Below are 13435 nucleotides of genomic sequence, written 5' to 3' on the forward strand. Positions count from 1 at the left end.
CAGTCTTTTTTGTTTCAGAGCAAATTTTATTGATAATATTATTGATAACTATTTGCATTTGCAATAGCGTAGTGCCCGCGCTGTGGGAAGCGCGCTCAAAAGCAACCATAAAAGCGGGACATCTAATGAATAAGAAGATTCACTCTCTGGCCTTGCTGGTCAATTTAGGGATTTACGGCGTCGCGCTGCCCGCCATGGCAGACGACAGCACCGCCTCCGCGCAGCACGAAGACACCATGGTAATCACCGCCGCCGAGCAGAATTTGCAGGCGCCGGGGGTTTCCACCATTACCGCCGACGAGATCCGCAAAAACCCGCCCGCGCGCGACGTGGCGGAAATCATCCGCACCATGCCGGGCGTTAACCTGACCGGGAACTCCACCAGTGGCCAGCGCGGTAACAACCGTCAGATTGATATTCGCGGCATGGGGCCGGAAAACACCCTGATCCTGATCGACGGCAAGCCGGTAACCAGCCGTAACTCCATCCGTCTGGGCTGGCGCGGCGAGCGTGATACCCGCGGCGACACCGGCTGGGTGCCGCCAGAGATGATCGAGCGTATTGAGGTCATTCGCGGTCCGGCCGCCGCCCGCTACGGTAACGGCGCGGCAGGTGGCGTGGTGAACATCATCACCAAAAAGTTCGACGACCAGTGGCACGGCTCCTGGAACACCTACCTGAACGCGCCGGAACACAAAGACGAAGGTTCCACCAAACGCACCAACTTCAGCCTGAGCGGCCCGCTGGGCGGCGACTTCAGCTTCCGCATGTTCGGTAACCTGGACAAAACCCAGGCCGACGCCTGGGACATCAACCAGGGTCACCAGTCTGACCGTACCGGCGCTTACGCCAACACCCTGCCCGCAGGCCGTGAGGGCGTAGAGAACAAAGACATCAACGGCGTGGTGCGCTGGGACTTCGCGCCAATGCAGTCCCTGGAGTTTGAGGCGGGCTACAGCCGCCAGAACAACCTGTATGCGGGCGACACGCAGAACACCAACAACGACAACGCGCTGGTGAAGAAAAACTACGGCAAAGAGACTAACCGTATCTATCGCCAGAACTTTGCCGTCACCTGGAACGGCGGCTGGGATAACGGCATTACCACCAGCAACTGGGCGCAGTACGAACACACCCGCAACTCCCGTCTGGGCGAAGGGCTGGCGGGCGGTACTGAAGGTCTGTTCAACAGCAATAACTTCACCGACACCGATCTCTCCGACGTGATGCTGCACAGCGAAATCAACCTGCCGATTGATTTCATCGTTAACCAGAACCTGACGCTGGGCACCGAGTGGAACCAGCAGCGCATGAAGGACTCCACCTCCTTCACGCAAACCCAGCAGGGCGGCACCGTTCCGGGCATGAGCGACGACCGTAGCCCGTACACGTCAGCGGAGATTTTCTCCCTGTTCGCTGAAAACAACATGGAGCTGACCGACAGCACCATGCTGACCCCTGCCCTGCGCTTCGACCATCACACCATCGTGGGTAACAACTGGAGCCCGTCGCTGAACCTGTCGCAGGGCCTGGGGGATGACTTCACGCTGAAGATGGGCATCGCGCGCGCCTATAAGGCACCGAGCCTGTATCAGACCAACCCGAACTACCTGTTATACAGCAAGGGCCAGGGCTGCTACGCAAGCTCCGACGGCGTGGGCTGCTACATGATGGGTAACGACGATCTGAAAGCGGAAACCAGCATCAACAAAGAGATTGGCCTGGAGTGGAAACGCGACGGCTGGCTGGCGGGCGTGACCTGGTTCCGCAACGACTACCGCGACAAGATCGAAGCGGGCTATGCGCCGATTGGCCAGACGTCCACCAGCAAAGTCACTACCGACATCTACCAGTGGGAAAACGTGCCGAAGGCGGTGGTGGAAGGTCTGGAAGGTTCCCTGAACGTGCCGGTCAGCGACACCATCAGCTGGACCAACAACATCACCTACATGCTGCAAAGCAAGAACAAGGAGACCGGCGACCGTCTGTCGATCATCCCGGAGTACACGCTGAACTCGACCCTGAGCTGGCAGGTGCATCAGGATGTGTCATTGCAGTCGACCTTCACCTGGTACGGCAAGCAGCAGCCGAAGAAGTACAACTACAAAGGTCAGCCGGTGACCGGGTCTGAGAAAGATGAAGTCAGCCCGTACAGCATCGTTGGCCTGAGCGCGACCTGGGACGTGACCAAAAACGTCAGCCTGACCGGCGGCGTGGATAACGTCTTTGATAAGCGCCAGTGGCGCGCGGGGAATGCCCAGACCACCGGGAATACCGCGACGGGTGCCTATATGTACGGCGCGGGGGCTTATACATATAATGAGCCAGGCCGCACGTGGTATATGAGCGTAAATACCCGATTCTAGGTAAAAGCAAAACGGCAACCACGTTGCCGTTTTTAATGTTTGCTCCCTCTCCCTGTGGGAGAGGGCCGGGGTGAGGTCGAGGTAAAAGCAAAACGGCAACCCCTTTGCCGTATTTAATGTTTGCTCCCTCTCCCCGTGGGAGAGGGCCGGGGTGAGGTCGAGGTAAAAGCAAAACGGCAACCTCGTTGCCGTTTTTAATGTTTGCTCCCTCTCCCTGTGGGAGAGGGCCGGGGTGAGGGCACCAGACCGCACTATTCGTTGACAGAGGAAATCTCATGCACACCACCCACCGCACCTTCGCGCTCGCCAGCCTCACCCTCCACCACGTCACCTTCGACCCCACCACCTTCACCGACGCCGATCTCCTCTGGCTTCCGCATCACGCGCGGCTCGCTGATGCCGGACGCAAACGCAAGGCCGAGCACCTGGCGGGCCGTATTGCCGCCGCGCACGCCTTACCGGGCCACCCCATCCCCGGCATCGGCCCCAGCGGCGAACCGCTCTGGCCGCAGGGGATTTCAGGCAGCATCACCCACAGCGGCACGCGGGCCATGGCCGTCGTCGCGCTACACCCGGCCCTTATCGGCATCGATTGTGAAACGATCCTCCCCGACAACGAGGCCAGAGAGATAAAAGACGGCATCATTGATGCGCAGGAAGAAATCGTGCTGGCCCGTTCGGGATACCCGTTTGCCCTCGCCCTGACGCTGGCGTTCAGCGCCAAAGAGAGCCTGTTCAAGGCCCTCTTTCCCCGGGTGCAGGCCTGTCTGGGTTTTGACAGCGCCCGCGTCACCATGCTCGGCGATAAGACGCTTACGCTGGCGTTGACCCGTCAGCTGGCGGGCTTTAACGAAGGTGCCGCCTTCACCCTCCACTGGCAACAGCACGGCGAACAGGCGATCACCCTGCTGTCGCGCGCTCCTGCCGACGAGCCTTCAGGCTGGTCACCACAAAGGTCACGATAAACACGACCGCGAACAGCACCACAATGGTCGGCGCGGGCGCGCTGTCGAGATAGTACGACGCATACACCCCGCTTACCGACACGAGGGCTGAAACGGCAACCGCCACCAGCAGCGCCGCGTGAAAGCGCCGGGCGATCAGCACCGCAACCGCACCGGGCGCAATCAGCAGCGAAATCGACAGAATAATCCCCACCGCTTTCAGCGTCGCCACGATGGTCAGCGAGACCATGCACAGTAAGCCGTAGTGCAGCCAGCGGGCGCGCAGCCCGCTTGCCTGCGCCTGCTGAGCGTCAAAGCAGAACAGCAGGAAGTCGCGCCACTTCAGGCCAATCACCAGCGCAATCAGCCCCGCGACGAGGCTGCTTTGCAGAATGTCCATCCCGTTTATGCCCAGCATATCGCCAAACAGAATGTGGTCGAGATGCACCTCGGGTTTGACGGCGATATAGAGGATCAGCCCGGCGCCAAACATGCCGGAAAAGACAATCCCCATCACCGTATCCTGCTTGATGCGGCTGTTATCCTTCAGGTATCCGGTGGCGACCGCGCAGAACAGGCCGGCCACAAACGCCCCCAGCGCCAGCGGCAGGCCCATCATCCATGCCAGCACCACGCCGGGGAATACCGCGTGGCTCATGGCGTCACCCATCAGCGCCCAGCCTTTCAGCACCAGGAAAACCGACAGCAGCGCGCAGGGCACGGCCACCAGCAGCGATATCAGCAGCGCGTTGTTCATGAACGCAAACTGGAAGGGTTCGAGAAGCAGCGCCATCATAGTTGCGCCTCCTGGACGTGACGCGCCCGACGGCGGCTGGCGAGCAGCCCGTGCTTCGGCGCAAAGACGAACGCCAGCAGGAACAGCAGCGTCTGGGCGACCACGATAATGCCGCCGGTCGCGCCGTCCAGGTAATAGCTGGCCCACGCGCCGAGGAAGCTGGTGAGGCTGCCAATGGCAACGGCAATTATCAGCAGGCGCGGGAAGCGGTCGGTGAGCAGCCACGCGGTCGCGCCGGGCGTGACCACCAGACAGATCACCAGAAATGCCCCGACGGTTTGCAGCGCCGCTACGGTGGAGACCGCCAGCAGGGTAAAGAACAGGATCTTCAGGCGCGCCGGGCGCAGGCCGATGGCGCGGGCGTGGTTCTCATCAAAAAAGGTCACCATCAGATCTTTCCATTTGAACAGCAGGATAATCGTCGACGCCGCGCCGATGATCGCCAGCTGAACGATATCTTCCGGGGCGATAGCGAGGATATTGCCGAGGACGATAGTCTGAATATTTACCGAGGTCGGGTTGAGCGAGACCATAAACAGCCCCAGCCCGAAAAACGAGGAGAAGATCAGCCCGATGATGGCGTCTTCTTTCAGGCGGCTGCGCTGGTTCAGAAATAGCATGCTGCCCGCCGCCAGCCCGCCGGACAAGAACGCCCCCAGCGAGAACGGCAGCCCGAGCATGTAGGCGCCCGCCACGCCCGGCACGATGGAGTGCGAGAGCGCATCGCCAATCAGCGACCAGCCCTTAAGCATCAGATAGCAGGAGAGAAACGCGCACAGCCCGCCCACCATCGCCGACACCCACATCGCGTTGAGCATGTACTCATAGTCGAAGGGTTCAAGAAGCGCGTTCATTTTGCCTCCTGCCGGTGGGTAATAAAGGGCCGCTCGTCGTCGGTAATAATGCGGTCTTCTGAGCCGCTGAGCACCACGTGGCGCAGCACGCCGCTAAAGGCGCGCTCAAGATTCCCGGCGGTGAAGGTGGTTTCCGTCGGGCCGCTCGCCAGCACGGTGCCTTTTACCATCACCGTGTAATCGCAAAACGCCGTGACCGAGCCCAGGTTATGGGTCGACACCAGCATGGTTTTGCCCTCGTCGCGCAGCTCGCGCAGCAGGCTGATGATTCTGGCTTCGGTTTTGACGTCCACGCCGGTAAACGGCTCGTCGAGCAGGATCACCTCCCCCTCCTGAGCAATAGCGCGAGCCAGAAACACGCGCTTCTTCTGCCCGCCGGACAGTTCGCCAATCTGCCGATGGCGCAGCTCAAGCATATCCACGCGCTTCAGCGCCTCGGTCACGATCCGCCGATCGTTTTCCTTTGGCCGACGCAGAAACCCCATATGCCCGTAGCGGCCCATCATCACCACGTCTTCGACCAGCACCGGAAACGACCAGTCAACCTCTTCCGACTGCGGGACGTAGGCGACCAGGTTCTGGCGCAGCGCCCGGTGAGGCGGCAGCCCCTCAATGGTGATGGAGCCGCTCGCCGCCCGCACGAAGCCCATCACCGCCTTAAACAGCGTGGACTTGCCGGAGCCGTTCACCCCCACCAGGGCGGCAATCGATCCGCCCGGCACGCTGAACGACGCGTCGCGCAGCGCCGTGTGCCCGTTGCGGTAGGTCACGGTCACGTCCGTGACGACAATCCCCTTGCGCATGGTTACTCCTTCATGCCGTCACGGATGCCCTGCACCAGCGTGCGGGTGGTGACGTTCAGCAGGTCGATATAGGTCGGCACCGGGCCGTTTTCCGCGCTCAGGGAGTCGACGTACAGCACGCCGCCGTAGTGGGTATCGGTTTCACGGGCCACCTGACGCGCGGGCTTATCCGATACCGTGCTTTCGCTGAACACCGCCGGGATGCGATGTTTTTTCACCAGATCGATAACCTTGCGCACCTGCTGTGGTGTGCCCTGCCGATCGGCGTTGATCGGCCACAGGTAAAGCTCCTTCAGGCCCAGATCCCGCGCCAGATAGGAAAACGCGCCTTCGCTGGTCACCATCCAGCGCTTGTCTTCCGGGATCTCGGCCACCTGCTTGCGCAGCGGCTCAAGGGTAGCGACGATCTTCTGCTTGTAGGCTTCAGCGTTGCGCTGATAGGTCTGCGCATTCGCCGGATCGTACTTCACCAGCGCGTCGCGGATGTTATCGACGTAAATCAGCGCGTTGTCGGGAGACATCCACGCGTGCGGGTTGGGCTTGCCGTTATAGGGCCCTTCGCTGATGCCCATCGGCGTAATGCCCTTGGTGACAATCACCTCCGGCACGCCGTTCAGGTGCTGATAAAAACGCTGGAACCACAGCTCCAGGTTCATGCCGTTCGCCAGGATCAGCTGCGCCTTCTGCGCGCGTTTGATATCGCCCGGCGTGGGCTGATACTCGTGAATTTCCGCGCCCGGTTTGGTGATAGAGGTCACTTCCGCGGCGTCACCCGCCACGTTTTTCGCCATATCCGCGATGACGGTAAAGGTGGTGATAACACGGAACTTTTCGGCCGCCAGCGCGCCGGTGGTGGTCGCCGTCATGAGCAGCGCGCCGAGTAACAGACGCTTCAATCCTTGCCGTGGGTGCATCGCAGAAGTCTCCTGATATGGTTAAATTCAAAGCAAAATTAGCCCGTGCTATAAGATATAGCACAGGCTATATTTAAATGAAAATGGTTATCATTAAAGTTGTGTCAACCTGGACTGTCAGGTGAAATTTTTAGGAAATGTGCTTTCTTTTTTCTCTCACGGTCAGGAGTATTATTTACGGCTAATACCCATACTAAAAGCATGGAATTAGCATGCCGGTTAATGAAAGAATTCACCCCACTTCAGGAACCCCGATTAATCCGGGCGGGATCCGACAGCTCACAATTGGTGAAATCGCCCTGGCGAAGACGCTTTACGGTTACAGCATTCGCTATCATCTGGTTTGGGTGCACAGGGAAAGCTATCTTCCTTTTAATTTGCAACCCGTTGATGTGGCGATGAGTCCCGATGGGGAGATGTGGTACAGAGAGGAAACGTATTCGCCGGATTTTTCGCTAGAAGATGACATTGTTAAAAAACATCGATTCATGCATGAGATGATGCATGTCTGGCAAACTCAAAAAGGAATGTTTGTTAGAACAAGAGGCTTATTCTCGGGCATTGCTGACTATACGTATAGTTTAGATAAATCAGATTTACAGCATTATGGATTAGAACAACAGGCATCTATTGTAAGTGATTACTGGCTATTGAAATACTTTGGTTTGGAGAGGAATGAAGAATTATTACAATACAGAGACTTAAAGCTTAGGGAAAGCTTGTATTTCCTTCTGCAGAAATACAAAAAAGTCTTAAAGGGATTTCCAGGATGAAACACACATTTATCATCTTTATCCTCTGCATTTTAATAACTGGATGTCCAGGAGGTAATCGCGCTCCCAAAAACAGATTTACGTTTATTAATGGCAACCACTTATGTTTTAGCACCGATAAAAATGATGTCCTGAACTTTTACACTATTTATTCAAGCAAAGATCATAAAATTACTATCATAACAGGGTCGGAATATAAAAATTTAAATATATCCTACCCGGACACATGTTTAAATATAAAATGGGAAAATGGACGTACTTACGTTATTCATTACGGATTAAACAATAAAAAATATGTACACCAATTTGATGTCGATAATAACGGAAAACAAATCAACTTAGGAGAATTATAATGTCATTACCCGCTTACTTATTTCTCTTCGATGAGAACGGAATGCAGGTTCAGGGCGACTGTATAATGCCAGGCCGGGAAGGTGCTATTGAAATCATGAACAGCAGTTATGGCATTAAGCAGGCAGTGGACAGCCATACCGGGAATATGACCGGAACACGGCAGCATAGTCCGGTTATCGTGCATAAGCAATTAGATAAAGTGAGCCCTTATCTTGCCGTGGCCGCCTGCGAGGGCAGACGGCTGCAAAAAGCCATCATCAAATATTATGAAATTGTTGAAGCGGGAGCAGAAAGAGAGATCTACACCATTACGCTTGATAGCGTGGTGATCTCATCTCTGGATTTCACGCATGTTTATTACCCGGGCAGCTCAGCACCGAATATGCATGAAGTTGTGGGGCTTCGATTCCGGGGCATTCAGTGGAATTATGTGAAAGGCAATATTCTTTATGCCGATTCATGGATGAATCCAGCTCAGAAAGAGAAGAGTAACGCATAATTTATCTGGCTCATAAAGATCAATGCATGCTGCCGTTCAGAAACGGCGATCCTGGCATTCCCTGGATCGCCTGGTTAATCTTAAGCGCTACCCTTTTCCACTTTCGTTCACGGGCAAATCCCCCGTATCAATTAACGCTCCCGGAAACGTCTCCAGCCACTTCATCATCTTCAGTTTGTTGGTATAAGTTGCACTGACGCCTTCCAGACAGCCCCACAGCTCACGGGAATTTTGCGGCGTAATCACAATACAATCCGGCATCACGCGGATCTTCACGGCTATTCCTGCTTTAAACCCTGCGCGGGTTAACCACGTGCCGGTTAACGGCAGATAGTTGCGCTCCATTCGAGTATAAAGTTCCACACAGGCGGCACCCGCCTCTCCTCTTTCATGAAGATACGCAGAGTGAACCGGCTCGTCATGCAACGCCCGGATGCGTTTTTTGCGTAGCTTCTCGCGATTTTCTTGCTGAATCTCTAAATCTGCATTTTCTGTTTGGGCAATAGCCCGCTCTGGCATAGAATTCTTCGCAGCCATAATCAACTCCGTTTAGTTGTTTGTGGTTAGCGGTATGAAGGTGGTCGCACACCTTTGTACCGCGATTCCTTTTTGTTGCCTTTTTACATATTCATACCTGTTCTTAGTGCCTGGTTAACTGCGGCTATTATACTGCTATGGATAAATGCACAGGGGTGGAATATGAGGGAAATGCGAGGCGGCTCGAGGAAGTAACGAAAAATAGAAAGGTAAATCTTAAGAAATGTAATATTGCCTTTAGATCGATTGCACATTTAACGCCTGATGGCGCTTCGCTTATCCGGCCTACGAGATTGGCTCGCGGTAGGCCGGGTAAGGCGAAGCCGCCACCCGGCATCAATTTAGAATGCGATTCGCTTACACATCCGGGAACATCACGCTATTCCCCGGCGCTTCCCGGTGCAGATGGATAAAGTTCAGGTGTCGTTCATACTGGTCCAGAATGTCCGTAATCACCTGCTCCTTGCTGTAGTCCATCAAATCATTCCCCTGGCTGCCTTCCAGCAGGAAGGTCTCCAGCCGGTAGTAGGTCGATTTGCCGCTGCGCGCACGGTAGGTAAACCCGGGCACGGAGTACTGCTGCGGCCAGATCTGATAGACAAAGTTCTGCTCGTCGCCCATGTGCACCAGCAGATCCAGGTGCCCAAGGGTCTCGCCCTCTTCCGGCGGCAGGTTTTTTAGCTCGACGTAGGCACCGCGCAGGCGCAGCTCCTGAGCTACTTCCTCCATCGCCGGGAAGCAGACCGTCTCCATCATCTGGCTGGTATAGCGCGTGCCGGGATAATTCATCAGGCGCGACAGGCGTTTCTTCCAGCTCAGACGGTCCTGGGCGCCCATCGGACGCGGCGCGGTGTCGCGGCTGGCGCTTTCGCGGCGGTAATCTTCCACCTTGAGCGATTTATACAGCCCGGCCATCACGAAGAAGATGACGAAGCTGAACGGCAGCCCCATGATCACCGTGGTGTTCTGCAGCGCCGAGATCCCGTTGGTCATCAGCATGCCGAGCGTCAGCAGGCCGATGGCGACGGACCAGAAGATGCGCAGCCAGTTCGGGGCGTCGCTGTTGATGTCCTTCAGCTTCGAGGTGAAGTTGCCCAGCACCAGTGCGCCGGAATCCGCCGAGGTGACGTAGAACAGCAGCCCGGTAATGGTCGCCACGGAGGCGCTAAAGGTAAACGCCGGATACTGCGCCAGCAGGCTGTAGAAACCGCGCTCCGGGTGCGCCATCGCTTCCTGAGCAAAGGTCGCGTTACCGTGAATAATCTCGTGCAGCGCGCTGTTGCCGAAAATGGACAGCCACAGCAGGGTAAAGGTGAACGGAATGATCAGCGTACCCATCACGAACTGGCGAATGGTGCGCCCGCGCGAAATACGCGCCAGGAACAGGCCAACGAACGGCGACCAAGCCACCCACCACGCCCAGAAGAACAGCGTCCAGTTGTTCATCCACTCCACCGGGCGGTCAAAGGCGAAGCTGTTCAGCGTCATGCCCATAAAGCGGTTCACGTAGTCGCCCACGTTCAGCACTAAGGCATTGAGCAGGAACGAGGTGTCCCCCATAAACAGCACAAACAGGATCAGACCAAGCGCCAGCGCCACGTTCAGCTCGGAGAGCACGCGAATGCCTTTATCCACGCCCGACGTCACTGAAATGGTGGCGATAATGACGGAGAGCGCAATCAGCGCCGCTTTGGCCGCCATCGAATCCGGGATATCAAACAGCACGCTCAGCCCGTAGTTGAGCTGCACCACGCCAATGCCAAGCGTGGTGGCGATACCGAAGATGGTACCGATCACCGCCGCAATATCAACGCTGTGTCCAATCGGGCCATTAATCTTTTTACCGAAAATCGGATAGAGCGCGGAGCGGATGGTGAGGGGTAAATTATAACGATAGCTAAAGTATCCGAGCGCCATCCCCATCAGGGCGTACATCGACCAGCCGGTCAGGCCGTAGTGGAACAGCGTCCAGACCATCGCCTGGCGCGCGGCCTCCATCGTCTGCCCTGCCCCTTCCGGCGGCTGCATATACTGCGTGACCGGTTCGGCCACGGAGAAGAACATCAGGTCGATGCCGATACCGGCGGCAAACAGCATCGCCGCCCAGCTCAGCAGGCTGAACTCGGGCTTGGACTGCTCTGGCCCGAGCTTCACCGAGCCGAAGCGCGAGCAGGCTATGCAGACCACGAAGACAATATAGAGCGTCGCCGCCAGAAGGTAGTACCAGCCGAAGGTCTTCGACACCCAGTTCAGGGTGCGGCCAATCCACTCGGCAGAAAAATCGCTAAAGAAGATCGTCGTCAGGGAAAACAACAAAATCAGCCCGGCGGAAGTGTAAAAAACAACCGGATTGATTTTGTCTTTTTCTCTGTCTTGTGAAAGGTCTGTCATCCAGTATCCCCACTGTTTTTGTAACTATTAAAATTCAAAATCGCAACAATTAAGACACATTTTATATTGAACGTCCAATCAAAAACCGCTTTAATGTATTACCAACGCTGATGAATGGAGTGGCAAAAATGCCCAAAGTGGGGATGCAGCCGATCCGGCGCAGGCAGCTAATCGACGCCACGCTGGAAGCAATTAATGAAGTGGGAATGCATGACGCAACCATCGCGCAGATCGCCCGTCGGGCGGGCGTTTCCACGGGGATCATCAGTCACTACTTCAAAGATAAAAACGGCCTGCTGGAAGCGACCATGCGCGACATCACCGGCCAGCTGCGCGATGCGGTTTTAAGCCGCTTACGCGCCCTGCCCAACGGCAGCGCAGAGCAGCGATTACAGGCGATTGTTGGCGGCAATTTTGATGAAACCCAGGTGAGCGGCGCGGCGATGAAGGCCTGGCTGGCCTTCTGGGCGAGCAGCATGCATCAGCCGATGCTCTACCGCCTGCAGCAGGTCAGCAGCCGCCGGCTGCTCTCAAATCTGGTGTACGAATTCCGCCGGGAGCTGCCGCGTGAACAGGCTGAGGAGGCGGGCTACGGGCTGGCCGCCCTCATCGACGGGCTATGGCTGCGCGCGGCGTTAAGCGGCAAACCGCTGGACAAAACTCTGGCTCAATCGCTCACCAGCCACTTTATCAGCCAGCATTTACCGACCGAATAACCGAGGAGAAATTATGTCCCGAATGGCAGAACAGCAGCTTTATATAAATGGTGGTTATGTATCCGCCACCAGCGGTCGCACCTTCGAGACCATCAACCCGGCTAACGGTGAAGTCCTGGCGAGCGTGCAGGCCGCCGGGCGAGAGGACGTCGACCGCGCCGTGGAAAGCGCGACGCGCGGGCAGAAGATCTGGGCGGCGATGACCGCCATGGAGCGCTCTCGCATCCTGCGTCGCGCCGTCGATATCCTGCGCGAGCGCAACGACGAGCTGGCAAAGCTTGAAACCCTCGACACCGGTAAAGCGTATTCGGAAACCTCAACCGTTGATATCGTCACCGGCGCGGACGTGCTCGAGTACTACGCAGGGCTGATCCCGGCGCTGGAAGGCAGCCAGATCCCGCTGCGCGACACCTCGTTCGTGTACACCCGCCGCGAGCCGCTGGGCGTGGTGGCGGGCATCGGCGCGTGGAACTACCCGATCCAGATCGCACTGTGGAAATCCGCGCCGGCGCTGGCGGCGGGCAACGCCATGATCTTCAAGCCGAGCGAGGTCACCCCGCTCACCGCGCTTAAGCTTGCCGAGATCTACACCGAAGCGGGCCTGCCGGACGGCGTGTTTAACGTCCTGCCGGGCGTGGGCGCGGAAACCGGCCAGTTCCTGACCGAACATCCGGGGATTGCCAAAGTTTCCTTCACCGGCGGCGTTGCCAGCGGCAAGAAGGTGATGGCGAACTCGGCGGCCTCGTCCCTGAAAGAGGTAACGATGGAGCTCGGCGGCAAATCCCCGCTGATTGTGTTTGACGACGCGGATCTGGATCTCGCGGCGGACATCGCCATGATGGCCAATTTCTTCAGCTCCGGCCAGGTGTGCACCAACGGCACCCGCGTGTTCGTGCCCGAGAAATATAAGGCCGCGTTTGAGCAGAAAATCGCTGAGCGCGTGGGCCGCATCCGCGCGGGCGATCTGTTCGATGAAAACACCAACTTTGGCCCGATGGTGAGCTTCCCGCACCGCGACAGCGTGATGCGCTACATCGCCAAAGGCAAAGAGGAAGGCGCGCGCGTGCTGTGCGGCGGCGACGTGCTGAAGGGCGACGGCTTTGACAACGGCGCGTGGGTCGCCCCGACCGTGTTCACCGACTGCACCGACGAGATGACCATCGTGCGCGAAGAGATCTTCGGCCCGGTGATGTCCATCCTCACCTACGCGTCCGATGAAGAAGCCATTCGCCGCGCCAACGACACCGACTACGGCCTGGCGGCGGGCATCGTCACTGCCGATCTGAACCGCGCGCACGGCGCCATTCATCAGCTCGAAGCGGGCATCTGCTGGATCAACACCTGGGGCGAATCCGCCGCAGAGATGCCGGTCGGCGGCTACAAGCACTCCGGCATTGGTCGCGAGAACGGCGTCATGACGCTTCAGAGCTACACCCAGGTGAAGTCCATCCAGGTTGAGATGGGTAAATTCCAGTCCATATTTTAACC

The 13435-nt window shown here is 57.2% G+C and carries 13 protein-coding genes; 7 read left to right on the plus strand and 6 right to left on the minus strand.

Features of this window, described 5'->3' with window-relative positions; all coding sequences use genetic code 11:
• Positions 1-125: 125 nt before the first annotated feature.
• The gene (locus HWQ14_RS21485; protein ID WP_176610934.1) at positions 126-2366 is read left to right on the plus strand and encodes a TonB-dependent siderophore receptor; all 2241 of its coding nucleotides are present in this window, start codon (positions 126-128) and stop codon (positions 2364-2366) included.
• Between the two features lie 275 nt (positions 2367-2641).
• A complete protein-coding gene (gene entD, locus HWQ14_RS21490) occupies positions 2642-3331 on the plus strand; it encodes an enterobactin synthase subunit EntD (protein WP_176610935.1) in 690 nt (229 codons plus the stop codon).
• Here the strand turns inward: entD and HWQ14_RS21495 are convergent.
• Genes HWQ14_RS21495 through HWQ14_RS21510 form a run of 4 tightly spaced genes read right to left on the minus strand, consistent with a single transcriptional unit; the run spans position 3267 to position 6677 of the window.
• The gene (locus tag HWQ14_RS21495; RefSeq protein ID WP_176610936.1) at positions 3267-4106 is read right to left on the minus strand and encodes a metal ABC transporter permease; all 840 of its coding nucleotides are present in this window, start codon (positions 4104-4106) and stop codon (positions 3267-3269) included. The two genes, entD and HWQ14_RS21495, sit on opposite strands and share 65 nt — an antisense overlap.
• Positions 4103-4960, minus strand: coding sequence for an iron/manganese ABC transporter permease subunit SitC (gene sitC / locus HWQ14_RS21500; RefSeq protein WP_176610937.1), 858 nt, complete (start codon positions 4958-4960; stop codon positions 4103-4105). The genes HWQ14_RS21495 and sitC overlap by 4 nt, the downstream gene beginning before the upstream one ends.
• Complete coding sequence (locus HWQ14_RS21505; protein WP_176610938.1) at positions 4957-5763, minus strand: manganese/iron ABC transporter ATP-binding protein; 807 nt, start codon at positions 5761-5763, stop codon at positions 4957-4959. Before HWQ14_RS21505 ends, sitC begins: the two co-directional genes overlap by 4 nt.
• Positions 5764-5765: 2 nt before the next feature.
• Complete coding sequence (locus HWQ14_RS21510; protein WP_176610939.1) at positions 5766-6677, minus strand: metal ABC transporter substrate-binding protein; 912 nt, start codon at positions 6675-6677, stop codon at positions 5766-5768.
• Between the two features lie 212 nt (positions 6678-6889).
• Here HWQ14_RS21510 and HWQ14_RS21515 point away from each other — a divergent pair, with 212 nt between their 5' ends.
• The 3 genes from HWQ14_RS21515 to HWQ14_RS21520 are packed head-to-tail and all read left to right on the plus strand — an operon-like array spanning position 6890 to position 8303.
• Entirely contained in the window at positions 6890-7450 is a 561-nt protein-coding gene (locus HWQ14_RS21515) for a type IV secretion protein Rhs (RefSeq protein ID WP_176610940.1), read from the plus strand.
• Positions 7447-7803: a putative T6SS immunity periplasmic lipoprotein gene (locus HWQ14_RS23470; RefSeq protein WP_330690388.1), complete on the plus strand. Its 357-nt coding sequence runs from the start codon at positions 7447-7449 to the stop codon at positions 7801-7803. Before HWQ14_RS21515 ends, HWQ14_RS23470 begins: the two co-directional genes overlap by 4 nt.
• Positions 7803-8303 carry an Hcp family type VI secretion system effector gene (locus HWQ14_RS21520; RefSeq protein WP_176610941.1) on the plus strand — a complete coding sequence of 167 codons (501 nt, stop codon included), beginning with the start codon at positions 7803-7805 and terminating at the stop codon, positions 8301-8303. The genes HWQ14_RS23470 and HWQ14_RS21520 overlap by 1 nt, the downstream gene beginning before the upstream one ends.
• Positions 8304-8390: 87 nt before the next feature.
• Here HWQ14_RS21520 and HWQ14_RS21525 read toward each other — a convergent pair whose 3' ends face one another.
• Together HWQ14_RS21525 and betT are read right to left on the minus strand one after the other, a co-directional pair.
• Positions 8391-8840 carry a SymE family type I addiction module toxin gene (locus HWQ14_RS21525; RefSeq protein WP_176610942.1) on the minus strand — a complete coding sequence of 150 codons (450 nt, stop codon included), beginning with the start codon at positions 8838-8840 and terminating at the stop codon, positions 8391-8393.
• A 357-nt stretch (positions 8841-9197) separates the two neighbouring features.
• Positions 9198-11231: a choline BCCT transporter BetT gene (betT, locus tag HWQ14_RS21530; protein WP_176610943.1), complete on the minus strand. Its 2034-nt coding sequence runs from the start codon at positions 11229-11231 to the stop codon at positions 9198-9200.
• 128 nt (positions 11232-11359) lie between these two features.
• On the opposite strand from betT, the gene betI reads away from it, so the two are divergent.
• A complete protein-coding gene (gene betI, locus HWQ14_RS21535) occupies positions 11360-11947 on the plus strand; it encodes a transcriptional regulator BetI (RefSeq protein ID WP_023334836.1) in 588 nt (195 codons plus the stop codon).
• A gap of 13 nt (positions 11948-11960) precedes the next feature.
• Complete coding sequence (gene betB / locus HWQ14_RS21540) at positions 11961-13433, plus strand: betaine-aldehyde dehydrogenase (protein WP_176610944.1); 1473 nt, start codon at positions 11961-11963, stop codon at positions 13431-13433.
• Positions 13434-13435: the final 2 nt, after the last annotated feature.

This window comes from Enterobacter cloacae (assembly GCF_013375935.1).
GTDB classification, from domain to species: Bacteria; Pseudomonadota; Gammaproteobacteria; order Enterobacterales; family Enterobacteriaceae; genus Enterobacter; species Enterobacter pasteurii.